18 protein-coding genes are annotated in these 24082 nt (G+C 69.6%); 4 read left to right on the top strand and 14 right to left on the bottom strand.

Features of this window, described 5'->3' with window-relative positions:
- Window positions 1–4 precede the first annotated feature (4 nt).
- The 8 genes from ABZ796_RS08820 to ABZ796_RS08785 form a co-directional block, all read right to left on the bottom strand.
- Window positions 5–2590 (bottom strand): ATP-dependent Clp protease ATP-binding subunit, encoded by a 2586-nt coding sequence (locus ABZ796_RS08820; RefSeq protein WP_357336236.1) that lies wholly within the window; start codon window positions 2588–2590, stop codon window positions 5–7.
- Window positions 2591–2806: 216 nt separating this feature from the next.
- Complete coding sequence (locus ABZ796_RS08815) at window positions 2807–3130, bottom strand: Lsr2 family protein (protein ID WP_357336234.1); 324 nt, start codon at window positions 3128–3130, stop codon at window positions 2807–2809.
- Window positions 3131–3250: 120 nt separating this feature from the next.
- Window positions 3251–4033 (bottom strand): type III pantothenate kinase, encoded by a 783-nt coding sequence (locus ABZ796_RS08810; RefSeq protein ID WP_357336232.1) that lies wholly within the window; start codon window positions 4031–4033, stop codon window positions 3251–3253.
- An 11-nt stretch (window positions 4034–4044) separates the two neighbouring features.
- On the bottom strand, window positions 4045–4974 hold the full coding sequence (nadC, locus tag ABZ796_RS08805) for a carboxylating nicotinate-nucleotide diphosphorylase (RefSeq protein ID WP_357336230.1): 930 nt from the start codon (window positions 4972–4974) through the stop codon (window positions 4045–4047).
- Complete coding sequence (locus ABZ796_RS08800; RefSeq protein WP_357336228.1) at window positions 4974–6629, bottom strand: L-aspartate oxidase; 1656 nt, start codon at window positions 6627–6629, stop codon at window positions 4974–4976. The genes nadC and ABZ796_RS08800 overlap by 1 nt, the downstream gene beginning before the upstream one ends.
- Window positions 6630–6638: 9 nt before the next feature.
- Window positions 6639–7064 (bottom strand): aspartate 1-decarboxylase, encoded by a 426-nt coding sequence (panD, locus tag ABZ796_RS08795; protein ID WP_357336226.1) that lies wholly within the window; start codon window positions 7062–7064, stop codon window positions 6639–6641.
- Complete coding sequence (gene panC / locus ABZ796_RS08790) at window positions 7061–7927, bottom strand: pantoate--beta-alanine ligase (protein ID WP_357336224.1); 867 nt, start codon at window positions 7925–7927, stop codon at window positions 7061–7063. The genes panD and panC overlap by 4 nt, the downstream gene beginning before the upstream one ends.
- Complete coding sequence (locus ABZ796_RS08785) at window positions 7927–8847, bottom strand: Rossmann-like and DUF2520 domain-containing protein (protein WP_357336223.1); 921 nt, start codon at window positions 8845–8847, stop codon at window positions 7927–7929. Before ABZ796_RS08785 ends, panC begins: the two co-directional genes overlap by 1 nt.
- 333 nt (window positions 8848–9180) lie before the next feature.
- Between ABZ796_RS08785 and ABZ796_RS08780 the strand changes: the two genes are divergently transcribed.
- Genes ABZ796_RS08780 through ABZ796_RS08770 form a run of 3 tightly spaced genes read left to right on the top strand, consistent with a single transcriptional unit; the run spans window position 9181 to window position 13258 of the window.
- Window positions 9181–10596: a bifunctional cytidylyltransferase/SDR family oxidoreductase gene (locus tag ABZ796_RS08780; RefSeq protein WP_357336222.1), complete on the top strand. Its 1416-nt coding sequence runs from the start codon at window positions 9181–9183 to the stop codon at window positions 10594–10596.
- A 4-nt stretch (window positions 10597–10600) separates the two neighbouring features.
- On the top strand, window positions 10601–11731 hold the full coding sequence (locus ABZ796_RS08775) for an acyltransferase (RefSeq protein WP_357336221.1): 1131 nt from the start codon (window positions 10601–10603) through the stop codon (window positions 11729–11731).
- 39 nt (window positions 11732–11770) lie between these two features.
- Window positions 11771–13258: a class I SAM-dependent methyltransferase gene (locus ABZ796_RS08770; protein ID WP_357336220.1), complete on the top strand. Its 1488-nt coding sequence runs from the start codon at window positions 11771–11773 to the stop codon at window positions 13256–13258.
- Between the two features lie 16 nt (window positions 13259–13274).
- Here ABZ796_RS08770 and ABZ796_RS08765 read toward each other — a convergent pair whose 3' ends face one another.
- A complete protein-coding gene (locus ABZ796_RS08765) occupies window positions 13275–15212 on the bottom strand; it encodes a glycosyltransferase (RefSeq protein WP_357336218.1) in 1938 nt (645 codons plus the stop codon).
- Between the two features lie 147 nt (window positions 15213–15359).
- Here ABZ796_RS08765 and ABZ796_RS08760 point away from each other — a divergent pair, with 147 nt between their 5' ends.
- Window positions 15360–17705 carry a hypothetical protein gene (locus ABZ796_RS08760; RefSeq protein ID WP_357336217.1) on the top strand — a complete coding sequence of 782 codons (2346 nt, stop codon included), beginning with the start codon at window positions 15360–15362 and terminating at the stop codon, window positions 17703–17705.
- Between the two features lie 79 nt (window positions 17706–17784).
- Here the strand turns inward: ABZ796_RS08760 and ABZ796_RS08755 are convergent, their stop codons facing one another.
- From ABZ796_RS08755 to ABZ796_RS08735, 5 genes are read right to left on the bottom strand one after another with little or no spacing between them, the layout of a single operon-like run.
- On the bottom strand, window positions 17785–21351 hold the full coding sequence (locus ABZ796_RS08755) for a CDP-glycerol glycerophosphotransferase family protein (protein WP_357336216.1): 3567 nt from the start codon (window positions 21349–21351) through the stop codon (window positions 17785–17787).
- A 59-nt stretch (window positions 21352–21410) separates the two neighbouring features.
- Window positions 21411–21836, bottom strand: a complete 426-nt coding sequence (locus ABZ796_RS08750) for a hypothetical protein (RefSeq protein ID WP_357336215.1) — start codon at window positions 21834–21836, stop codon at window positions 21411–21413.
- The gene (locus tag ABZ796_RS08745; protein WP_357336213.1) at window positions 21836–22582 is read right to left on the bottom strand and encodes an SDR family NAD(P)-dependent oxidoreductase; all 747 of its coding nucleotides are present in this window, start codon (window positions 22580–22582) and stop codon (window positions 21836–21838) included. The genes ABZ796_RS08750 and ABZ796_RS08745 overlap by 1 nt, the downstream gene beginning before the upstream one ends.
- The gene (locus tag ABZ796_RS08740) at window positions 22575–23801 is read right to left on the bottom strand and encodes an AMP-binding protein (protein WP_357336212.1); all 1227 of its coding nucleotides are present in this window, start codon (window positions 23799–23801) and stop codon (window positions 22575–22577) included. Before ABZ796_RS08740 ends, ABZ796_RS08745 begins: the two co-directional genes overlap by 8 nt.
- Window positions 23798–24049, bottom strand: coding sequence for an acyl carrier protein (locus ABZ796_RS08735; RefSeq protein ID WP_357336210.1), 252 nt, complete (start codon window positions 24047–24049; stop codon window positions 23798–23800). Before ABZ796_RS08735 ends, ABZ796_RS08740 begins: the two co-directional genes overlap by 4 nt.
- Window positions 24050–24082 lie beyond the last annotated feature (33 nt).

The following is a 24082-nucleotide window of genomic DNA, read 5'->3' as shown; positions in this document are numbered from 1 at the left end:
CGAACTACTCGGAATCCGACTTCGGCTTCTCGATGTTGGTCGGCTCGTCCTGGTCGGGGAGCTCGATATCGGACACGGTCGCACCCTCCAGCGGAGGTACGTCCGGAACGACGGAGCGCTTCTGACCGGTGAAGGTGAACTGGGCGGCAGGGCCCTCACCCTCGACGTCGACCAGCACGATCTCGCCCGGGCCGATGTCGCCGTAGAGCATCTTCTCGGCGAGCACGTCCTCGAGCTCGCGCTGAACCGTGCGGCGCAGCGGGCGAGCACCGAGAACCGGGTCGAAGCCGCGCTCGGCGAGCACCTTCTTCGCGGCCGTGGTGAGCTCGATGCCCATGTCGCGGTCCTTGAGGCGGACCTCGACGGCCGCGATCATGTTGTCGACCATCGAGATGATCTGCTCCTGCGACAGCGGCGGGAACACGATGACCTCGTCGACACGGTTGAGGAACTCGGGCCGGAAGTGCTGCTTGAGCTCGTCGGAGACCTTCGCCTTCATCCGGTCGTAGGAGCCCGCGGCGTCGCTGGCCTGGGAGAAGCCCAGGTTGACCGACTTCGCGATGTCCCTCGTGCCGAGGTTGGTGGTCATGATGATGACGGTGTTCTTGAAGTCGACCACGCGGCCCTGGGAGTCGGTCAGACGACCTTCCTCCAGGATCTGCAGCAGCGAGTTGAAGATGTCCGGGTGAGCCTTCTCGACCTCGTCGAAGAGGACCACGGAGAACGGCTTGCGGCGCACCTTCTCGGTGAGCTGGCCACCCTCCTCGTAGCCGACGTAGCCCGGAGGCGAACCGAAGAGCCGCGAGACCGTGTGCTTCTCGCCGAACTCCGACATGTCGAGCTGGATCAGCGCGTCCTCGTCGCCGAAGAGGAACTCGGCGAGCGTCTTGGACAGCCACGTCTTACCGACACCGGACGGACCGGCGAAGATGAACGAACCGCCGGGGCGCTTCGGGTCCTTCAGGCCGGCACGCGTGCGTCGGATGGCGCGGGACAGGGCCTTGACCGCCTCGTCCTGGCCGATGACGCGCTTGTGGAGCTCGTCCTCCATGCGCAGCAGTCGCGCGGACTCCTCCTCGTTGACCTGCACGATCGGGATACCGGTCGCCACGGCGAGCACCTCGGCGATGAGCTCCTCGTCGACCTCCGCGACCTCGTCCATGTCACCGGCACGCCAGGCCTTCTCACGCTCGGCCTTCTTCGCGATGAGCTGCTTCTCCTCGTCGCGGAGACGCGCTGCGGCCTCGAAGTCCTGGCCGTCGATCGCGGCCTCCTTGCGCTGGCGCACGTCGGCGATCTTGTCGTCGTACTCCCGCAGGTCGGCGGGGGCCGTCATCCGACGGATCCGGAGCCGGGAGCCGGCCTCGTCGATCAGGTCGATCGCCTTGTCCGGCAGGAACCGGTCGGAGATGTAGCGGTCGGCCATGGTGACCGCGGCGACCAGCGCCTCGTCGGTGATCGTCACCCGGTGGTGGGCCTCGTAGCGGTCGCGGATGCCCTTGAGCATCTCGATCGCCACCGCGATCGTCGGCTCCGGCACCTGGATCGGCTGGAAGCGGCGCTCGAGAGCGGCGTCCTTCTCCAGGTACTTCCGGTATTCGTCCAGCGTGGTCGCACCGATGGTCTGCAGCTCACCACGAGCCAGCATCGGCTTGAGGATCGAGGCAGCGTCGATCGCGCCCTCGGCCGCACCGGCACCGACGAGCGTGTGGATCTCGTCGATGAACAGCACGATGTCGCCGCGGGTCTTGATCTCCTTGAGCACCTTCTTGAGGCGCTCCTCGAAGTCACCGCGGTAACGCGAACCGGCGACGAGCGCGCCCAGGTCGAGCGTGTAGATCTGCTTGTCCTTGAGCGTCTCGGGAACGTTGCCCTTGACGATGTCCTGGGCCAGGCCCTCGACGATCGACGTCTTGCCGACGCCGGGCTCGCCGATGAGGACCGGGTTGTTCTTCGTACGCCGCGACAGCACCTGCATCACGCGCTCGATCTGGCCCTCGCGACCGATGATCGGGTCGAGCTTGCCCTCACGGGCGTCCTGGGTCAGGTTGCGGCCGAACTGGTCGAGCACGAGGCTCGAGGACGGCGCCTCGGTCGAGGTCGTGCCGGTCGACGCGGTGGCGCCGGAGGTGCCGGCCTGGCCCTCCTTGCCCTGGAAGCCCGAGAGCAGCTGGATGACCTGCTGGCGGACCCGGTTGAGGTCGGCGCCGAGCTTCTGCAGGACCTGGGCGGCAACGCCCTCGCCCTCACGGATCAGGCCGAGCAGGATGTGCTCGGTGCCGATGTAGGAGTGGCCGAGCTGCAGCGCCTCGCGCAGCGAGAGCTCGAGCACCTTCTTGGCGCGCGGCGTGAACGGGATGTGCCCGGACGGCGCCTGCTGACCCTGGCCGATGATCTCCTCGACCTGGTTGCGGACCGCCTCGAGCGAGATGTCGAGGGACTCGAGGGCCTTGGCAGCGACGCCTTCGCCCTCGTGGATCAGGCCGAGCAGGATGTGCTCGGTCCCGATGTAGTTATGGGAGAGCATGCGGGCCTCTTCCTGGGCCAGCACGACCACCCGGCGGGCTCGGTCAGTGAACCGCTCGAACATGTACGCATCTCTCCTAAGAATTCTGGGGCGTCACCAAGATTCAACCCCGCAGACAGCCTACGCGTTCCCGACAACACAACGCGATCCGTGCGCTGAGAGCGAACACGCGTTCCGTACGCCGGACAGACGCCGGGTCACGGCCGACCGCACACAAAGGCGGCTGCCGCGCCCCGGAGGGCGCGACAGCCGGACGTTCGGTGCGGTGAGACCCGTTTGTCAGTGAGCCGCTTCGAAAGCCGCTCGGACCTCAGCCGGAATGCGACCACGGTCGGGAACGGTGTAACCGTTGGCCTTCCCCCACTCGCGCATCACCTTCGGGGTCGAGCCACCTGCGGCGGGCGCCTTCTTGGCGCTGCCGCGACGGCCACTCACCTTCTGGGCGTGGCCGACGAACAGCGCGAGAGAATCACGAAGCTTTGCCGCATTGGCATCGCTGAGATCAATCTCGTAGGAGGTGCCGTCCAGGGCAAAAGACACCGTTTCTGCAGCTTCCGAGCCGTCGATGTCATCCTCGAGGATGATCTGAACCTTCTTTGCCATGTTCCTACCTTCACTGCTCTTCACCCGGAAACGGGCCGAATATAGCCATCGCCGTTAAGCGAGATGCCCATAGCATTACATACGATCCGGATGAATCAACAGGTCGCCATACTGAAAAGACTAACGAACGGCATTTCGCTGGAATATGAGTTCCAGCCCTTGCAGAGTCAGCCACGGAGAATACGCCGAGAAGCATTTACTCTCATCGAGAACGAACTCCGCCAGATAGCCGGTCGCAATCACCGTCGTCCCGTCGCCGTCCACCCCCAGCTCGGCGATGATCCGAGCGACCAGACCCTCGACCTGAGCGGCGACTCCGAAGACCATTCCGGACTGCAGCGCCTCGACCGTGTTCTTGGCGATCACCGACCGCGGACGAGCGAGCTCGACCTTGCGCAGCTGCGCACCACGCCGCCCCAGCGCCTCCAGCGACAGCTCGATCCCCGGCAGGATCGCGCCACCGACGTACTGTCCCGCCGCGTTGACCACGTCGAAGGTCGTCGCCGTGCCTCGGAAGTCGACCACGATCGCGGGGCCGCCGTGGAGGGCCACGGCGGCGACCGCGTTGGCGATCCGGTCGGTGCCGACCTCGCGCGGGTTGTCCATGAGGATCGGGATGCCGGAACGTACGCCTGGCTCGACCACGACGCTCTCGACCGAGCCCAGGTGGCGGGCGATCATCTCGCGCCACTCGTGCAGGACCGAGGGCACGGTCGCACAGACCACGACCCCGGAGACACCCGCGACCAGCGAGTCGCCCATGGTCCCCCGCAGCAGCGCCCACCACTCGTCGGCGGTGCGGTGCTCGAGCGTGGAGACCCGCCAGTCCGCGGACACGACGCCGTCGGCGATCAGCCCGAGAACCGTGTGGCTGTTGCCGATGTTGACAGCGAGCAGGGACATGGCGGGACGCCTCAGCCCTCGGACAGGTCGAAGCCGATGTCGAAGACCTTCACCGAGTGGGTCAGCGCACCGACGGAGAGATAGTCGACACCGGTCTCGGCGACCTCGCGGGCCCGGTCCAGGGTCAGCCCGCCGGAGGCCTCGAGCACCGCACGGCCGGCGGTGATCTCGACGGCCTCCTTCATCGTCGCGGTCGACATGTTGTCGAGCATGATCCGGCCGCAGCCCGCCTCGAGCAGCGCCGAGAGCTCCTCGAGCGTGGTCACCTCGACCTCGATCGGCACGTCCGGGTAGGCGAACTTCACGGCCTCGTACGCCTGCACCGCGCCGCCTGCGGCGACGATGTGGTTGTCCTTGACCAGTGCCATGTCGGAGAGCGACATCCGGTGGTTGGCGCCGCCGCCACAACGCACCGCGTACTTCTCCAGCGCGCGGAAGCCCGGCAGCGTCTTGCGGGTGTCGAGGACCTGGGCGCCGGTGCCCTCGAGGGCCTCGGTCCAGGCCGCGACACCGGTGGCGACGCCGGAGAGGTGGGAGGCGTAGTTGAGCGCCGTACGCTCCGCGGTCAGCAGCCCGCGCGTCGGTCCGGCGATCCGCATGATGACGTCCCCGGGCTTCACCTTGGAGCCGTCCTTGACGCGGTCGGTGACCGTGACCGAGTCACCCATGACGTACGCGAAGACGAGCTCGGCCACGCCGAGGCCGGCCACGACGCCGTCCTCACGAGCGGCGAAGACACCGATCCCGGTCGAGTCGGGGGCGATGGTGGCCACGGAGGTGACGTCCTCGCTGGGCATGTCACCGGGAGCGGACGTGGGCAGGTCCTCGTCGAGAGCGAGCTCGACGGCGTCGTAGACCTCGCCGGCGTCCAGGCCGGCCTTGGTCAGCTCGTCACGCAGCTGCTGCGGGATCTCGTCGAAGGGCACGCGTCGGATGGTCATCAGGCTCCTGCCAGGGTTGAGGGGTCGGTCGCCGGCGTCGGCGTGAACGAGGCAACAGTCTCGCCGTCCCGGAGCCGTACGTCGAAGTGGCCGGCGAACCCGGCGTCGTCACGCTCGGCGAAGTCCTCGCGCCAGTGGGACCCGCGGGTCTCCTCGCGCAGCAGCGCGGACCTGGCGAGCGCGAGCGATACGGTCAGCAGGTTGGTCGTCTCCCAGGCGGCCGGGTCGATCTCGGTCGCCGGCGTGCCGCCGAGCTGCTCGAGCTCGCCGACCGCCTCGGCGAGACCGGTCGCGTTGCGGAGGACTCCGACCTTGGTCGTCATCGTCTCCTGCAGCTGCTTGAGCGCGGCGCCGGGAACGAGCGCGCGGCCGATGCCGGGACCGGGGGCGGGATCCTCCAGCTGCCGCAGCTCACCGGGCAGCACCTCGGCGATCCGGCGCGAGAAGACCAGCCCCTCGAGCAGCGAGTTGGAGGCGAGCCGGTTGGCGCCGTGCACGCCGCTGCAGGCGACCTCGCCGGTGGCGTAGAGCCCGGGCACGTCGCTGCGGCCCCACAGGTCGGTGCGTACGCCGCCCGAGGCGTAGTGGCACGCCGGGGCGACCGGGATCAGGTCGATCGACGGGTCGACGCCGTGCTGCTCGCAGGAGGCGAGGATGTTGGGGAACCGCTTCTCCCAGAACTCGCGGCCGAGGTGGCGGGCGTCGAGCCACATGTTGGGGTGGCCGGTCTCGAGCATCCGCTTCATGATCGCCTTGGAGACGATGTCTCGCGGCGCGAGGTCGCCGAGCTCGTGCACGCCCTCCATGAGCCGAGCCCCGTCCCAGTCCACCAGGAAGGCGCCCTCGCCGCGTACGGCCTCGGAGATCAGCGGCTGCTGACCACGGGAGTCCTCACCCAGGTACATCACCGTGGGGTGGAACTGGACGAACTCCAGGTCGCGCAGGGTCGCGCCGGCGCGCAGCGCGATCGCCATCCCGTCCGCGGTGGCGACCGCGGGGTTGGTGGTCTGCGAGAAGACCTGGCCGAGACCGCCGGAGGCCAGGACGACGGCCCGGGTACGCACGATCCCGACGCCATCGACATCGCCCTCGCCCATCACGTGGATGGTCAGGCCCGCCACGCCGCCGTCGGCGGCCGTCAGCAGGTCGACGACCATCGCGTGCTCGAAGACCAGGATCTCGGGAGCGCGGCGGACGGCCTCCATCAGCGCGCGCTGGATCTCGGCGCCGGTCGCATCGCCGTCGGCGTGCGCGATCCGGTCGCGGCGGTGGCCGCCCTCGCGGGTGAGCGAGAGGTTGCCGGCCGGGTCCTTGTCGAACTCGGCGCCCCACGCGATCAGCTCACGGACCGCCTCGGCGCCCTCACCGACCAGGACACGTACGGCCTCCAGGTCGCACGCCCCGGCACCTGCCACGAGGGTGTCGACCTCGTGCTGAGCGGGGGTGTCGCCCTCGCCGAGGGCCGCTGCGATGCCGCCCTGGGCCCACTGCGTCGAGCCGGCCTGGAGCACGTCCTTGGTGACGACGGCGACCCGCTCGACCTGGTCCTTCAGCCGTAGTGCCGCGGTCAGCCCGGCGATGCCCGAGCCCACCACGATCACGTCCGCCCACTCGGTCCAGCCCGGATCGCGGGCGGACAGGAGCTCGATGTTCATGCTGGCACGCTACTGCGTGAGAACGAGCGGTCCACGCATCTGGTCGGTCCCTGGAACCGGCTCGCTCCGGTCGGAGCCGAGCGCGACGATGTGGTTGGCCTCGTCGACATGCACGACGTGCGGCTCGAAGGCGCGAGCCTCCTCGGTGCTCATCTGCGCGTACGCGATGAGGATGACCAGGTCGCCGGGGTGGACGAGGTGGGCGGCGGCGCCGTTGATCCCCAGGACCCCCGACCCGCGCTCGCCCGCGATCGTGTAGGTCTCCAGCCGGGCACCGTTGGTGATGTCGACGATGGAGACCAGCTCGCCGGGGAGGATGTCCGCGGCGTCGAGGAGATCGGCGTCGACGGTGACCGAACCGACGTAGTGGAGGTCTGCCTGGGTGACCGTGGCGCGGTGGATCTTGCCGGTCATCATGGTGCGCAGACGAGTCATCGGGATGCTCCGATCGTGAGGCTCATGTTGTCGATGAGTCGGGTGGTGCCGACCCGGGCGGCGATGAGGATCCGGGCTTCGGTGGCCGGCTCCGGGTCGGTGGGCAGTGCCGCGAGCGCGGGATCGGTGACCACGAGGTAGTCCAGGTCGACCCCCTTCGCCCGGCGCAGCTCGGCTCGAGCCGCTTGGAGCGCGGCGTCGATACCGTGGGGGGCCGCACGCTGTGCGGCGTAGAGCGCCCGCGACAGCGTCGTCGCCTCCTCCCGCTGCTCGGCCGAGAGGTAGCGGTTGCGCGAGGAGAGGGCCAGGCCGTCGGGCTCCCGCTGCGTCGGTGCGCCGACGACGTCGACACCGAGGCACAGGTCGGCCGACATCCGGCGGATCAGCGCGAGCTGCTGGTAGTCCTTCTCGCCGAAGACGGCGACGTCGGGCTTGACCAGCCCGAACAGCTTCGCGACGACGGTGAGCACGCCACCGAAGTGGCCCGGCCGGGTCGTGCCCTCGAGCACGTCGGCGAGCTCGCCGGGAGCGACGGTCACCTGCGGCAGCCCGCCGGGATAGACCTCGTCCACCGACGGCGCGAAGACGACGTCGACACCCTCGCGCTCGCAGACCTCCAGGTCCGCCTCGAACGTGCGCGGGTAGCGATCGAGGTCCTCCCCGGCGCCGAACTGCAGCGGGTTGACGAAGATCGAGACCACGACGGGACCGCCGCCGACCCGCTCCCGGGCGACCCGCATCAGCGACGCGTGGCCCTCGTGGAGGGCACCCATGGTTGGCACGAAACCCACGAGAGTGCCCTCACGACGGGCAGGGTCGAGGAGCTTCGCGAGCTCCTCGCGGGTGGATGCGACTTCGCTCATCACTGGTTCCAGGTGTGGATCGGACGCGGCAGCGGCTGCACGGCGGCACGGTCGGCGTCGTCGAGCAGGTTCTTGATCTTGAGCGCCCGGATCGGCAGGAGCCGCCCGTCCGAGACGGCCCGGTCGAGCGTGGCCCGCGCCATGGAGACGTACGACGCCAGGGTCTGCGGCGCGTTGGTGCGGATGTCGTCGAGGTGGGCCGCCACCGTGCCTACGTCGCCGCGGACGATCGGGCCGGTCAGCGCCGCGTCGCCGTGGTCCAGGGCGTTGTCGAGGGCGGCGGTCAGCAGCGGCCGCAGGGTGCCCGCGGGGTCGGTGGCACCGGCGGCGGCGAGGATCTCCATCGCCTCGGTGACCAGGGTGACCAGGTGGTTCGCGCCGTGGGCGAGCCCGGCGTGGTAGAGCGTCCGCATCTCCTCGGGCACCCACATCGGCGTGCCGCCGAGGTCGTGGACCAGCCCCTCGGCGAAGCCCCGGTCGGCGGGCGTGGCAGCGGTCAGGCCGAAGACGCAGCCGGAGAGCCGGGCGAGGTCGACCGAGGTGCCGGAGAAGGTCATCGCCGGGTGGACGGCCATCACGTGGGCGCCGATCGCGGCGGCCGGCTCGAGGATCGCCAGGCCGTGGCGGCCGGAGGTGTGGGCGAGGTACATCCCGGGCCGGATGGCGCCGGCGTCCGTCATCGTCGTGACGACGTTGCCGAGCATGTCGTCGGGGACGGTGAGAAGAAGGAGGTCGCACGCTCTGGCCACAGCCGTGGGCTTGGCGACAGGAACGCCGGGAAGAAGGTCCGCGATGCGTCCGCGAGAGGCGTCCGACTCGCCCGCGACCGCCACGATCTCGTGGCCCGCGGAGCGCAGTGCTGCGGCAAGGGCGGCCCCGACGCGACCAGCGCCGACGACGCCCACCCTGAGTGGGTTCATGGTTGTAGACCTTTCGTTCCAGTCCCTCCGACCACTCCCCCTTGTGAGCGGAGCCGGGATGGGTACCAGACGTTGTGCCTGCCTGCTCGGCCACCGTGACCGAGCCGTATTGCTTCGGGCTCCGCTTCAGCAGAGCCGAAACAACCGTACGCCGCCCGTCATCCATCCGAAACATCAAGATCACGTGACTGCCATCACACCAGCATGGCCGCGGTCACGGGCAACACGCTGAACCAACGGCTGGGTATCACCTCGCCCCCAGCATTGGAGTCCCCGGTGCGCGGCGTGGAACAATCCACCCCTCCTCGCCATCTACCTAAGGGTTTGTGTTCAGTGCTCCGTAACGTTGCCGTGCTGCTTGCCGGCGGTGTGGGCTCCCGCGTGGGTCTCGACATCCCGAAGCAGCTCATCAAGATCGCCGGAATGCCGATCATGGAGCACACCCTCGGCGTGCTCGACCGCCACCCGCAGATCGACGAGATCATCATCCTGATGGCCCCCGGCCACCTCGACGCCGTGCACGCGATGACCCGCGACGGCCGCTACCCGAAGGTCACCAAGATCCTCGAGGGCGCCGACACCCGCAACGAGACGACCAAGCGCGCCCTGGCCGCCCTCCCCGAGGGCGAGGACTGCAACGTCCTCCTCCACGACGCCGTACGCCCGCTGCTCAGCGAGGACGTGATCACCGACTGCTTCAAGGCGCTGGTGACCTACCAGGCCGTCGACGTGGCGATCCCGTCCGCGGACACGATCATCGAGCTCAACGACGACAACACCATCTCGCAGATCCCGGACCGCTCCCGGCTGCGCCGCGGCCAGACCCCGCAGGCCTTCCTCGCCTCGACCCTGAAGCGCGCCTACGAGATCGCCGACCAGGACCCCCACTTCAAGGCGACCGACGACTGCAGCGTCGTACTGAAGTACCTCCCCGACACCAAGATCTGGGTGGTCGACGGCCACGAGCAGAACATGAAGGTCACCGAGCCGATCGACGTCTACATCGCCGACAAGCTCTTCCAGCTCACCGCGCACCAGCAGTTCCCGCAGAAGGCCGAGGCCGACTACCGGGCCGCGCTCGAGGGCAAGAACATGGTCGTCTTCGGCGGCAGCTACGGCATCGGCGCCGACATCGCGGAGCTGGCCGAGTCCTACGGCGCCAACGTCGCCTCCTACAGCCGCTCGGCCACCAGCACCGACGTCTCCAAGCGGGCCGACATCGTCGCCGCCGCGGCCGACGCCGGCAAACGCTTCGGCTCGATCGACTTCGTGGTCAACACCGCCGGCGTGCTGCCGCGCGGCGAGCTCGCCACGGTCTCCGAGGAGACGATCTACAGCGCGACCGAGATCAACTACATCGCGCCGGTCCTGATCGCCCAGGAGTTCTTCCCCTACCTCGCCCGGGCGAAGGGCTCGCTCCTCTTCTTCACCTCGAGCTCCTACACCCGCGGCCGCCGCGGCTACGCGCTCTACTCCTCGGCGAAGGCGGCCACCGTCAACCTGACCCAGGCCCTCGCCGACGAGTGGGCAGACCAGGGCGTACGCGTCAACGCGATCAACCCCGAGCGCACGGGCACGCCGATGCGCACCAAGGCGTTCGGCCAGGAGCCGTCCCACACGCTGCTCGAGTCGAAGGCGGTCGCCCGGGCGTCGCTGGACACCCTGATCGCGTCGAGCACCGGCCATGTCATCGACCTGCGCCGCATCGACCCGATCCAGGAGGCCCTGGACGCTGCGGCGGGGAACTGACCCGATGACCAGCGCTCCCACGGTCCAGGCGGACACGGCCCCCGCCTCTGAACCCGCCCCCGAGCCCAAGAAGCCCGTACGCCGCTCCCGGCTCGGCGCGCTCGACGCGCTCCGGTTCATCGCGGCAGCCGTCGTCGTGGGCTATCACCTGACCGGGATCGCGACGCCCTACTGGGGCATCGACCCCCGTGAGGTCTTCCCGACCCTCAACCACGTCACCCGCTACGGCTACCTCGGCGTGGAGCTCTTCTTCATCATCAGCGGCTTCGTGATCCTGATGACCGCATGGGGACGTGACCTGCCCCGGTTCGTCTCCTCCCGCGTCGCCCGGCTCTTCCCGGCCTACTGGGTCGCGGTGATCATCACGCTGATCCTCCAGGCCTACTGGAAGGGCGGCCGCGACCAGGGGTTCGTGGGCGGCCTCATCAACATGACGATGACCCAGGACGCCTGGAACGTACTCAGTGCCCAGGGTGCGTTCTGGACGCTCTGGATCGAGCTCAAGTTCTACCTGCTGATCGGGGTCTTCCTGCTCGTCGGGATCACCAAGCAGCGCGTCATCGCGGTCGTCTTCCTGTGGCCGCTGCTCGCCCAGGTCGCCCGCGCGACCGACTCCGGCATGCTCAACTCCCTGCTCTTCGCCGAGTACGCCCCGTTCTTCGCGATGGGCATGGCGCTGTTCCTGATCTACCGGTTCGGCAACTCGTTCATCGCCTGGCTCGCGGTGGCCTACAACGTGATCCTGGGCATCCGCCAGGCGACGGAGTACGCCGACCGGGCCACGGAGCTCGTCGGCGCCACCGTCTCGCCGGTGGTCACCGGCTGGGCGATCGTGGGGTTCGCGGCGCTCGTCTGGCTGGTCTCGGCCGGCCCGCTGGGCCGGGTGGAGGCGCGCTTCCTGACGACCCTCGGGGCGCTGACCTATCCGCTCTACCTGATCCACGCGCAGTTCGCGTTCTGGGTGATCGACACGTTCCACGGCCGCTACGACGAGTACGTCGTCCTGGCCGCCGCCGTCTCGACCGCCCTCGTCCTGGCCGTCGCGCTCCACTACCTCATCGAGCGCCGCCTGCACGATCCGGTGCGTGACGCCGTCCTGCGTGGTTTACGGGAGACTCCGCTCCAGCAGCGCTAATGTCGCTCCATGCGGCCCCGGCACGTCAATCCATCCCGTGTGCGTCTGCGCCAGGAGATGGCGCGCTTCGCCAGGGGCACCAAGCGTGGCATGCGTGTCCTCGACGCCGGTGCGGGCCGCTCGCCCTACCGGAGGCTGTTCAAGCACGCCCGCTACGAGGCCGCCGACTTCGCGCAGCTGGACTCGTCGTACGCGCCCCTGGACTACGTCTGCGACATCACCGACATCCCGGTCGATGACGGGTACTTCGACCGGGTGATCTGCAACCAGGTCCTCGAGCACGTGCCCGATCCGGAGAGGGCCATCGCCGAGCTCTACCGCGTGCTCAAGCCGGGCGGCCGGATCTTCCTATCGGCGCCCCTCTTCTTCGCCGAGCACCAGAAGCCCTACGACTTCTTCCGCTACACCCAGTTCTCGCTGCGGAAGATGTTCGAGGAGGCCGGCTTCGAGATCGCCAGGATGAACTGGCTCGAGGGCTACTTCGGCACGGTCGCCTACAACTACCAGATGATGGCCCGCAACCTCCCCACGAACGTCGGCGAGCTCCGCGGTCGCGGCCTGCGCTGGAAGCTCGCCTACATCGCCCCGATCGTGCTCCTCAACCGGAAGGTCGCGGTCCACCTCAGCCGCCTCTACGCGCGCCTGGAGGTCTCCGGTCGCCGCTTCGAGCGCGGGATGCCGAAGAACTACGTCGTGGTCGCGCGCAAGCCCGCCGCGGGGACGCCGCCCGCGTCGAGGCTGCCCGCGGCCGAGACGAAGACCGCTCCGACCACCGCCGAACTCCAGGCCGAGGTGGAACGGCTGAGGACCGAGACCGTACGCACCCGGGAGTCCGTACGCGACCCGCTCGTCGACCTCGCGCTCCCTGCCGAGGTCCGCACCGTCCTCGACGGCGTCCGCGCCGAGCACCTGACCTACCTCAAGCCCGAGAACCTGCAGGTGCTCGCCCGCCAGGTGCTGGACGCCGACCTCCACGACCGGCCCGGCCTGATCATCGAGACCGGCACGGCGCTCGGTGGCTCCGCGATCGTGATGGCGGCGGCGAAGGACCCGAAGCGGCCGATGCGGGTCTACGACGTCTTCGGGATGATCCCGGAGCCGTCCGAGCGTGACGGCGAGGACGTGCATCAGCGCTACCGGAAGATCGTCAGCGGCACGTCGAAGGGGATCGGCGGGGACACCTACTACGGCTATCGCGACAACCTCTACGACGAGGTGAGCGCCTCGTTCACCAGGCACGGAATCGATCCGGCGCAGCACCACGTCGAGCTGGTGCAGGGCCTGTTCCAGGACACCCTGAAGATCGACGAGCCGGTCGCCTTCGCCCACCTCGACGGCGACTGGTACGAGTCGACGATGACCTGCTTGGAGCGGATCGTCCCCCACCTGGTCGTGGGCGGACGGATCGTCCTCGACGACTACTTCCACTACAGCGGGTGCCGCGACGCGGTCGACGAGTACTTCCAGGACCGCCCCGGCTTCCGGCTGGAGCGGCGGACGAAGCTGCACGTGGTCCGCACGGACTGACGTCCGCGCGCGCCGATCAGCGTCGCTGCAGGTGCAGGACGTCGTTCGGGCCGAACGACACCTCGAAGTTCGGGCGCACCTCGCGGGGCCGGCCGAGCCTGGTCTGCCAGTTCCAGTTGTGGACGGTGAACCGGAGCCGCAGGTCCAGGTTGCGCGCGTCCTCGGAGAACTCCTCGAAGACCTCCGCCAGGTCGAACCGGGAGGCGAGCCGGAAGGCACCCCGGCCCTCGGGCGAGACCTCGAGCGGCAGCGCGGCCACCTCGCCGGTCTCGTTGCAGACGGCGTCGAGGGTGACGATCCGATCGGCCATCACACCCTTCGGCCACTCGCCCGTCACGTGGAGCGTGGCGTCGAAGCGGAGCGTACGAGAGTCACGGAAGGCGGCCGAGCTGGCCTGGGTGCGCCCCAGCCGGCTGGCCGGACCCGGGAGCCGGGTGGCGACACCCTCGGGCATCGGCCGCGCCCAGCCCAGGGCGTGGACGTCGAGCCGGGCACGTGCCTTCTCGATCCGGCCCGGCCGCTGCGCGACCGCACCCTCGAAGGCGACCCGCCAGTCCTCGAGGAACGCGCGCCAGGTGTGTTTGTCGGCCTTCTCCAGCGCCTTGCGGGACATCTCGGCCACCATCTCGGGGGCATCGATCATCCGGATGCAGCGGTCGGCGACGGCGTCGATGTCCTCGGCGTCGACGATGAAGCCGTCGACACCGTCGCTGATCTGCTCGCGCGGACCGTAGTTGATGTCGTAGCTGATCACCGGGCAGCCGAAGGAGAGCGACTCCAGGGTGGCCAGCGGGTAGCCCTCGTTGACGCTGGTCATGATGAAGCCGGTGGCGTGCAGCAGCGCTTCCTTGGCCCGCGGGTCGTGACCCATGAGCTGGACGTTCTTGCCGACGTCGAGGGTCTCGATCAGGTCGGCGAGGGGTCGGTAGAGCTTGCCGTCGCCGTAGATCTGGAACTTGGCCTCGGGCCGCTTCTCGATCACCTTCGCGAAGGCCTTGATGGCGTGCTCGAGGCGCTTCTGCGGCTCGAGCCGGGCGACCGTGACGAACGTCGCCGGCTCCCGCTCGGGCATCGTCTCGGGCAGCTGCGGAAGCTCGACCGGGTTGGGCACGACGAACCGGTGCGAGGTCGCGCCGTAGCGCATCGCGATGTGCTCGGACTGGCGATGGGTCAGGTTCACCAGGGCGTCGTACTCATGGATGTTGTCGAGCAGCGGGGAGTACTTGCCCGAGAGCTGGGAGTTCCAGCGGCGCTCCTTCACGACATGGTTGTTGTGCATGAGGTGGAGGAAGTAGAAGCGGTCGTCCTGGCGGGGCATGACATCGCGCAGCGCGAACCGGGAGTCGGTCACGAAGAAGACCCGCTCGGCGTCGCCGGCGAGGATCTCGAGCCAGTGCCAGAGCCAGCCGCCGACGGTCTCCCAGGACCGGATCGGACGTCCCTCGGTGTCGGTGAGGATGTAGGGCACCCGGGACGCGGCCGGGGCACCCGGACCCGGCGCCCGCAGGTAGATCGACCCGTCGGCGCGACGGTAGTCGCGCGCCAGGTCCTTCCCCGACTGTGAGTGGGCGGTGTAGTAGACGGTGCCGTCGGGGTGCAGTACGTCCGAGGTGGTCGTGCCGGCCACCTCGGCCAGGCGTCCCCCGAGCGCGGCCACGGACTCGTCCGGCGCGTCGGTCGGGGTGTTCTGGCGGTACCACTCGTAGAGGTTGAGGAGGTCCATGCCCTCGATCAGCTGGCCGGACTCGCGCAGCACCGCGCGCACCTCGTCGTAGACAGGCTTCGACTCGGTGGTCAGCAGCGTGGTCGGGATCCCGGTGTGCTGCGTGATCAGGCGGTTGCGCATGATCATTGCCCGCGTCTGGCCGCCGAACTTGGTCGCGATCTCGTTGCACATCGTGAGGTAGCGGCCCTCGGGGAGCGCGACCTGCTCGTGGGGGTTGGGGATCGGCATGCGCAGAGATTAGTCGGCGTCTTTGGGGAATGCCGATTCTTCGGGCAGGATATCCGGCCTGGATCATAGGGGGAAACGTGTGAACGGACCGCGAACATCGCGGCTCCGCCCGACGACACTGCGTCGAACCATCAATGAAGGAGTCCCATGGCCAGCCCAGCTCGACGACTCGCTCGCCAGCTGCTTCCCGAGCGCCTGCGTCAGAGCCTGACCGCCCGGGTCCCGTCCATCTCGGAAGGAACAGCGCAGCCCGCGAAGCCGGCGCCGATCTCCATCGAGGTCGAGCCGCTCGTCGTCGCCGCTGACCTCGACGGCGCGGTGAACGCCGCCGGCGGCGGCTTCTACGAGCGCGCCTGGGCTCTGTTCCAGGGCATCCCGGTGGAGACGTGGGCCGTCAAGGCCGCCGACGAGTACGTCATGTCCGGCCTCCACGTCGACCCCGACACGACCCGCGCGACCCTGCGCGACCTCGCCGAGTCCGGCGCTGCGGACGTCCCGGGGCGCGCCTGGCTCGCGATGACCAGCCGCGTCTTCGGCTTCGGCGACCAGGAGCTGGCCCGCAGCCTCTACGCCCGGCTCGACGAGGCCGTCGGCGACGGCACCAACGGCGACACCAAGTGGGTCGTCGAGAGCCGTGACTGGCTGCGCCCGTGGGTGGCGGCCGACAACGACGAGCCCGACGCCCCGGCCGCACCGGAGGGCACCGTCTCCTACGCCGTCGTCGACTACGGCCACCCCGGCCGCTCCCGCGCCTCGGCCAACATCGGCGACCACGTCCAGACCGTCGCCTCCCTCGGTCACGTGGTGCGCCACAAGGACCTGGAGTTCACCGGCGAGTCCGAGCTCGACGACCTGGCCAACCGGCTGCGCGAGCGGGTCCGCCCCGAGCGCGTCCGCGAGGGCCTCTCCGCCAAGGTCCAGCTGATGACCCTGCAGCGCGACGCGTCGATGTACCAGCCGGTCCCGGAGGACACCTGGATGCTCGGCTTCGGGTGGTACATGCACCCGATCTTCGAGATGCGCTACGGGATGCCGTTCCACAAGAACCTGCGCCCGATCTTCGTCTCGTTCCACTGCAGCACCCGCGCCATGATGACCGACGAGACGATCGAGTACCTCAAGAAGTACGCCCCGATCGGCTGCCGCGACTGGACGACCGTCGACATCCTGCTCTCCGTCGGCGTGCCCGCCTTCTTCTCCGGCTGCCTCACCACCACGGTCTCGACCGTCTTCCCCGACGCAGACGAGCTGCCCGGTCCCGACGCCCCGGTCGGCTACGTCGACGTCTTCGACGGCTCCATCCCCGAGGGCGCCCCGACCTACGCCCAGGGCGGCCTCGACGAGGTCCGGTTCCGCCCGTTCGTGCAGAACATCGACGACGCGATCACGATGCTCGAGGGCTACCGCCGCGACCACCACACGCTGGTCACCAGCCGCCTGCACTGCTACCTGCCCGGTCGCAGCATCGGCATCGACATCGACTTCCGTCCGAAGAACCTCTCCGACCCGCGCTTCGCCGGCCTCAACCCGCTCACCCCCGCCGAGTTCGACGGCATCCGGGAGAGCATGAACGACCGGCTCGAGACGATCCTCACCAAGATCTTCTCCGGTGCCAGCGTCGAGGAGGTCTACGCGCAGTGGCGCGAGATGAACGCCGCCGACGTCGAGATCGCCCGTCAGCGCCGGGCCGGCGCCCGCAAGGTCGGCGAGCTGGTCAGCTCGATCGCCGAGGACGTACGCAGCAACCCGGTCAACACCCCGGAGCAGGTCCCGGCCGACGCCATCCACGTCGCCGTCTCCGCCCGCCCGAAGCAGCGCCCGAAGCTGCGCCGGCTGATCAAGTCCATCGCCGCGCACTCGTCGCGTCCGGTCCACCTGTGGGTCCAGACCGGCGGCGCCGACCTGCGGCTCGACGAGCTCGCCCGGCCGGGGATCACGCTCAGCGCGCTGGACGTCTCCGGCTTCGACGGCATCAAGCAGCCCGACGGCAGCACGCTCCCGATCGGCCAGGTCGAGCGGCTCGTGGTCGCCGACCTGCTGCCCGACGTCGACAAGCTCGTCATCCTCCCGGTCTCCGCCGTGCTGACCGAGGACATCGCCGGGCTGGCCGACACCGACCTGGCGGGCAACCTGCTGGCCGCCGCCGACGTCGTCGGCACCCGCGGGATCAGCGGTTTCCAGCAGATCCACGCCGCCGCCAACAAGCAGGCCGAGCGCACCACCGAGGCGGCCGAGCTGCGTCGGGACGGCCACCAGCGGCATGCTTTCGACTTCGACGCCTTCGACATCGAGGTGCTCGTGCTCGACGCCGCCCAGTGGCGCGACAAGGGCCTGCTCGCCTCGCTGGCGCCCTATGTCGAGACCTACGGGATGACCTACCGCAACGCGCTCCTCCTCGAGGTCGGCCCGCACCGCGTGGTCCTGCCGGAGCGCTGGAACGCGATCCCCGACAAGACCTCGGTGAACAAGCCGGCTCTCGCCCGGCTGCCGTGATCCTGGGCTGAGCCCGTAGACACGGCGATGGCGCGGTCCCCGCAAGGGGCCGCGCCATCGCTGTCTCTGTGCGAAGCCCTCAGGGCTTGTCGAAGAACCGTTCCACGACCCGCTCGGTCGCCTTGCCGTCCTGGGTGTACTGGTACTTGGCATTGAACGCGGCGATCCGGTCGCGGTGCTCCGCCTCGAGCCGGTCCAGGTCGGACAGGGCTGCGACGACCTGCTCGGCGGTGTCGAGCATCGGCCCGGGGGCGGTGTCGGCGTAGTCGTAGAGGAAGCCGCGGATGCCGCCGGTGTAGTCGGACAGGTCGGGCACCAGGAACACCATCGGCCGCCCGGTGAGGGCGAAGTCGAAGCGCAGGCTGGAGTAGTCGAGCACCGCCGCGTCGGAGGCCAGGATCAGGTCGTTGATCTCCGGGTAGTCGGTGACGTCGATGATCCGGGCGGTGCGCTCGCTGCGCTCGCTCCCCTTGGAGTTGAAGCGGTGACCGCGCAGGAGGATGACGTACTCGTCGCCCAGCGCCTCGCTGGCCGCGACCACGTCGAGGTGCTCGACCATCTTCGCCGAGCGGTAGTTGAGCGCCAGGTGGTCCCGCCAGGTCGGGGCGTAGAGGACCACCTTCTGGTGGGAGCCGATCCCGAGCAGGTTGCGCGTACGCTCGCGGTCGTCCGCCGCCGAGGGGCGGACCAGCGCGTCGTCGCGCGGATAGCCCTCGCTGTGGATCGGGCCGTCGTAGGCGTACTCCTCGCGGTAGTAGCGGTCCATCTCCGGCGTCGGGGTCAGGATCAGGTCCCACCCGGCGGTCGTACGGTCCAGCTCGGCCTCGCAGCGCAGCGGCGAGAACATCTTCGCGCGCCACATCCGCAGGCCCATCGACTTGGCCGGGTAGCCGTGGAAGGTCTGCAGGAACCGCTGTCCCTCCCGCTTTCGCCACCAACGGTCGAAGTCGATGTTCTGCACGAGGTATTTCGCGGTGCCGATGACCCGGTACCACTCCGGGCTCTGCAGCACGACCGGGATGCCGCCCTCGGGGACCCGGGAGGCGTGGTCGGCGACGCCCCAGTAGAGGGTGAGGTCGGGCCGGGTGCGACGCAGGTGCTCGTGGATCGCGAGCTGGGAGTCGGTGGCGGTCGAGCCGGCGTAGGTGGAGAGGTAGACCGCGGACTCGTCGATCGGCTCCTCGGCCGCCAGGACGCGCTCGCGGGCGAGGTTGTGGGCGTAGCTGCCGGCGTGGTCGACGGGGATCGGCGGCTGCAGGGTGATCCCCGGGCCGTTGCCGTTGACCGGGCGCAGCCGGACCTCGTCACTGGTCTGGAACTCGGCCTGGTGCTCGAGGAACGCGGTGGTGTGGCGTACGTTGCCCGGGCGCTTGGCACCGCAGGTGAGCTGGAACTGGTAGACACCGCTGGGCAGGACGGACTCGCCCAGGCCCCACTCGTTCCAGCGCAGCGAGAAGACGACCTCGAAGGAGGCGGTGCTGCTATCGGGGCCCGTGTCGATCTTGACGGTCTCGCTGTGCCGCGAGCCCGCGAGGGTCAACCGGGCGTGCTTCGGGATCGAGCTGAGCCAGCGGCCCCGCACGGTGATGCGGCCCTCGCCGAGCTCGACGCGGTCGATGGCGACGGTGTCGGCCACCTCGATGATCTGGGTGTAGCCGCGGCCGTCACGCGAGGCCAGCACGCTGCCACCACATTCGCCGGCCCACGGCTCCCCGAGCGGGTCGGTCCAGACGATCCGGCCCGAGGTCCCGTCCTGGAGCGTCTCCAGCCGCCAGGCGGCGGGCGTCCCGGGCTCGACGGCCCCATGGGCGGGCAGGCTGAGCGTGACCTTGCCGTCCTTGACGGGCGCCTCGATGCGTACGCCGCCACCGATCGCCCGCACGGCCTGCGGCAGCTCGCCGGCCAGTGTCAGGGAGACGGTGCGGCCCTCGACCTGCGCCTGCTCCAAGGAGGTGGCCGTCGTCGGGACGGCGCGGAAGCTGAGCTGGTCCAGGAAGCGGTCGCAGGCCACGGACAGGCCGGCGGAGGTGTGCACCCTCGGCCGGTAGCGCGTGGCCAGGTTGCCCGCCGGGCCGCGCGTGTCGATCTGGACCTCGCTGGTGGTGCGGACGACGCCGTCGACGCCGACGGTGACCTCGAGGTGCCAGCGCCCGGCGGTGAGTCGGGTGAGGTCGATCTCGGCGCGGCACCCGCCGGCGCGGTAGTCCTGGTACTTGTGCCCGATGGTCATGTTGGCCTGCTCGTCACGTCGCGACGTCACGGTCAGGTCGATCGGCTCGGGAAGCGTCGCGTCGGGATCACTCGCGGCGCCGTCCTCGTCGTCGGCGTCGACCAGGTCCGGCACCAGGCGCGCGGTGAAGAACGGGGTCGTCTCGGCGAGGTCGACGAGCTCGATCCGTGCCACCAGGTCGACCACGACCCGGTCGGAGTCGAGCGGGCGTACGTCTCGCACCAGCACCCGCGCCGGTGTCTCGTGCTCGTTGAGCGTCGTCACGGCCTCGGGCAGGTCCGTGTCGGGGAAGATCCCGCGCACCTGGCCGCCCACGACCTTGGTGCGCAGGTTGCCCCGCTCGAACCAGCGCGACGCGACGAACGCGGTCAGCTCCTCGCGCCGGTCGGCGATGAGGTAGGTCAGCCGGGCCCGCACCTCGACCGGCAGCTTGAGCCACACCTCCGACGAGACGTCGCGCTCGATCTCGATGACGAGGTCACGCAGGCTGGTCCACTGCTCGGCGCTCATCCGCTCGACGTCACCGAGGATGGTGTTGGCGCGGCCGGCGAGCCCGCCGAGCGCCCAGTGATCACGCAGACCGGAGTCCAGCTCGCCGATCGCGACCCAGGTCGACCGGGTCTGCTCGATCCACTCCTCCATCCCGAGGGTCTGGTCGTGGAGCTGCTCGACCGGGGTGCCGTCGGCACGGTCCATGTCCACGCAGACCGGCGCGGTGACCACGTCGAAGCGGTTGGCCTTCAGGTAGCCGTCGAACCCCACCGCGTCGGCACCGCCACGGCCGCCGAAGCTGAAGCCCTGCCGGCGCCAGAACGAGGTGCGGAAGAGCCGGTTGCTCACGCCGACATCGCTCAGCGCCTCCGGGAACTCGTCCAGGGTGAGACCGGAGCGGTTCTCCGCGTGCACGAGGTCGTAAGCCGGCACCACGGGCGGGGAGAGCCGCTGGCGGCTCTCGATGCGACCGACCGCGAGATCGGACCCGCTTGCCTCCAGCGAGGTGACCAGCGTACGCATCGCGTTGGGGGTGAGGAGGTCGGCGGCGAGCAGGAAGCAGACGTAGCCTCCCCGCGCTGCGCGGCCGCCACGGTCGCGGGCCTCGGCCTGCGTCGCGGAGCTGTCCAGCAGCCGCAGGCGGTAGTCGTCGGGGAGGTCGCCGAGGATCTGGTCGCTCACCACGCTGGCCTCGCCATAGGGCGCGATGAGGATCTCGAGGGTCGTGTGCGTCTGCTCACGCACGGAGAGGAGCGACTCGGCGAGGTACTGCTTGTCCTGGTCGGTTACCGTCACCACGACGGAGACGAGCGGACCGCGCTCGTGGCCGAGAACGCGATGCCCGGCGTCACGAGCCAGTCGACGGACGCCCTGAGGCATCCTTCGTTCGGCGCGACGCAGGACGTCGACGATTCCCTGACCCATGCACATTCCTTCTCGGTACGAGGGCGTCCCGGATGACGCGCCCGCGAATCTGATCGAACTCAGAGGTTACAGGCGAACGAACAGTCTCCCGCACTCCGGCCGATACCCCACAGGGAACCCTCGCGGTGGAGTCTGCCGACCGAGACGACGATGTCGCCCGGCAGATGCACGGTGCTCAGGCACACTCCCGCGCCGGGTCGCTCGCCTCGAACAGCGTCGTCGTCGATCAGGTCCACGATGTCGACGACACCACGGCCGGTGAGCTTCACGACGCACTCCGCCCGGGTCCATCGTTCCCAGAACCCGTCGGTGCCGAACCGCCGCCCGAGGGCCATCGGGACCGTACGGTCCACCTCGGCGTCGACCGCCACCGGCACGTCGTAGGAACCCGCCCAGGCGACCACCCGGCCGTCGTGGAGGTGGCTGCGGGCGCGATATCCGGCGAGCTCGGCATCGCTGCCGACGCGGAGCCGGCCGTCGAGCATCAGATCGAGCCGCCGCCGTCGATGACGATCGACTGGCCGTTGATGTTGGTCTGCTCGAGCAGCAGCATCCGCACGGTCGGCACGACGTCCTCGGGGGTGGTCATCGCACCCGAGGGCGTACGCCGCGCGATCGACTCGAGCTGGTTCGCACCGAGCACCGCGGACATCTCCGAGGCGAAGAACCCGGGAGCGACCGCGTTGACCAGCACCCGGCCACCGAGCTCACGGGCCAACGAGCGCGTCGCCGCGTCGAGACCTCCCTTGGTGGCCGAGTAGGCCACCAGGCCCTGGTAGCCACGCTGGCCGCAGATCGAGGTCACGTTGACGACCCGGCCCTTCAGGCCCTTGCCGATCAGGCGCCGCAGCACGAACCGGGTGAGCACCAGGGGCGCGGTCAGGTTGGTCTCGATGATCTGCGCGATCCGGTCCGAGGAGGTGTGCACGTGCAGCGAGTCCTGCCCGATCGCGGCGTTGTTGACCAGGCCGTCGATGACGCCGAGCGTCGCCTCGACCTCCTTGACGAACGCCTGGGCCGCCTTCTCGTCGGTCACGTCGACCGAGCCGAAATGGGTGGCCTCGGGGTGCTTCGAGGCGAGCGCCTCGAGCTCGGGGGTCACCGTGCGCGCGAAGGCCGCGACCTTCACACCGCGCTCCAGCAGGTCGGCGACGATGGCGAGGCCGAGGCCGCGCGAGGCACCCGAGACCAGCACGACCGATGCAGGCGGGAAGGGTTCGAAATCAGACATCGCTCTTCAGCGTCTCCTTGGCCGGGATCTCGGCAAGCATCTTGATGCGCCGCGGGACGGCGTACTCGGGCAGCCGCTCGGCTGCCCAACGGGTCAGGTCGTCGACGGTCACGTCGGAGTCCTGGTCGGCGACGACGTCGGCGACGACCATGGTGCCGACCAGCGGCGCCTTCCGGCCGCGTACGGCCGCCCAGGCGATCGCGGGGTGGGACTGCAGCAGGTCCCGGACGGCACCGGCCGACACCTTGGAGCCGCCGACGTTGAGCTCGTCGCGGTCCAGGCGACCGGTGACCAGCACCCGGCCGTCCTCGACGCGGGCGGCGTCGCCGGTGCGTACGGCGCCGGCCAGCTCCGCGCCGGTGGCGTCGATGCCGTGGTGCGGCGAGGTGATCACCAGCTCACCGTCGACCACGGCCAGTCGCGGGCGACCGGGGACGTCGCGGTCCAGCCACTCCACCGGGAACCCGGCGCGACCGTCGTGGACGACGATGGAGGCACCGACCTCGGAGGAGGCGTAGATCCAGGACACGCGCGCGTCCGGGAAGACCTCGCCGAGCTGCGACAGCACCGCCTGGTCGACCGGTTCGCCACCGAGCGTGACCTGCTCGAGCGGCAGCTTCCGCAGCTCGGCGCCGTGGCGCATCAACGTACGCCGCCAGAACGTCGGGGTGCCGGAAACCGCGGTGACACCGTGCTCGAGCGCGGGCGCCAGCCAGTCGTCCAGGTCGGCCGGGTCGACGAGCACCAGGTCCTGGCCGGGCACGCCCAGCCCGAGAGTGATCACCTGCCACCAGGCATAGGTGCCGGGCGAGTAGGGGCACAGCCAGGTGCGCGGGGCCAGTTCGCCGGTCACGGTCGAGAGCGACTCCAGGGTGTGACCAACCCGCTTGGGCCGGCCGGTCGACCCGGAGGTGAGCAACCAGACCCGGCCGTCCTCGGCCGCGCGCGGGCTGGTCGCCGCCTGGACGTCGTCGCCGGCGACGAGGTCGAAGCCGGCCCCACGCAGGTCGCCCGCGAGGGAGTCATCGAGCCGTCCGGCGGCGACGACGAGCAGCTCGCCGCCGTCCTTCGATGACGCGACCGCGGTCAGCGCATCGATGCTGCGCTCGACCGCGTACGCCGTCGGTGTCGGTCGCGTCCCGCCCGACCGCTGCGCGAGCTCACGCCACGTCGTACGGCTACCGCTCGCGGCGTCGACGACGAGGTTGTCGGCGATCACTGCCCCTGGATCTCCACGAGCAGGTCGAGCACGTCTCCGATCGTCTCGATCGAGCGAAGCCCGGCCGCCTCGAAGTTGAGCTCGTCCCCGATCTCGTCCTCGACCCGGAGCGCGAGCTCGGAGAAGTCGAGGGAGCGGAAACCGATGTCGGCCAGCTTCGCGGTGTCGTCGTCCGGAAGGGTCTTCCCCTGCACGGCCAACACCTCGGCCATGAGCTTGCGGATCGCCGGTCGGTCGAGAGTCTCCATGGCCTCGGACCATATCGTGACGCCCGGCGAGGA

Source organism: Nocardioides sp. NPDC047086 (assembly GCF_040643685.1).
Lineage (GTDB): Bacteria > Actinomycetota > Actinomycetes > Propionibacteriales > Nocardioidaceae > Nocardioides.
The sequence above is the reverse complement of the archived record's forward strand: the minus strand, read 5'-3'. Positions and strand labels throughout refer to the sequence as shown.

Excerpts from the sequence above, each read along its gene's own strand:
- ABZ796_RS08745 (WP_357336213.1), bottom strand. The coding sequence starts at position 22,582 with ATGTCTGATTTCGAACCCTTCCCGCCTGCATCGGTCGTGCTGGTCTCG.
- panD (WP_357336226.1), bottom strand. The coding sequence starts at position 7,064 with ATGACTCGTCTGCGCACCATGATGACCGGCAAGATCCACCGCGCCACG.
- panC (WP_357336224.1), bottom strand. The coding sequence starts at position 7,927 with ATGAGCGAAGTCGCATCCACCCGCGAGGAGCTCGCGAAGCTCCTCGAC.
- ABZ796_RS08735 (WP_357336210.1), bottom strand. The coding sequence starts at position 24,049 with ATGGAGACTCTCGACCGACCGGCGATCCGCAAGCTCATGGCCGAGGTG.
- ABZ796_RS08800 (WP_357336228.1), bottom strand. The coding sequence starts at position 6,629 with ATGAACATCGAGCTCCTGTCCGCCCGCGATCCGGGCTGGACCGAGTGG.
- ABZ796_RS08760 (WP_357336217.1), top strand. The coding sequence starts at position 15,360 with ATGGCCAGCCCAGCTCGACGACTCGCTCGCCAGCTGCTTCCCGAGCGC.
- ABZ796_RS08765 (WP_357336218.1), bottom strand. The coding sequence starts at position 15,212 with ATGCCGATCCCCAACCCCCACGAGCAGGTCGCGCTCCCCGAGGGCCGC.
- ABZ796_RS08750 (WP_357336215.1), bottom strand. The coding sequence starts at position 21,836 with ATGCTCGACGGCCGGCTCCGCGTCGGCAGCGATGCCGAGCTCGCCGGA.
- nadC (WP_357336230.1), bottom strand. The coding sequence starts at position 4,974 with ATGACCATCCGACGCGTGCCCTTCGACGAGATCCCGCAGCAGCTGCGT.
- ABZ796_RS08815 (WP_357336234.1), bottom strand. The coding sequence starts at position 3,130 with ATGGCAAAGAAGGTTCAGATCATCCTCGAGGATGACATCGACGGCTCG.
- ABZ796_RS08810 (WP_357336232.1), bottom strand. The coding sequence starts at position 4,033 with ATGTCCCTGCTCGCTGTCAACATCGGCAACAGCCACACGGTTCTCGGG.
- ABZ796_RS08820 (WP_357336236.1), bottom strand. The coding sequence starts at position 2,590 with ATGTTCGAGCGGTTCACTGACCGAGCCCGCCGGGTGGTCGTGCTGGCC.
- ABZ796_RS08775 (WP_357336221.1), top strand. The coding sequence starts at position 10,601 with ATGACCAGCGCTCCCACGGTCCAGGCGGACACGGCCCCCGCCTCTGAA.
- ABZ796_RS08755 (WP_357336216.1), bottom strand. The coding sequence starts at position 21,351 with ATGGGTCAGGGAATCGTCGACGTCCTGCGTCGCGCCGAACGAAGGATG.
- ABZ796_RS08785 (WP_357336223.1), bottom strand. The coding sequence starts at position 8,847 with ATGAACCCACTCAGGGTGGGCGTCGTCGGCGCTGGTCGCGTCGGGGCC.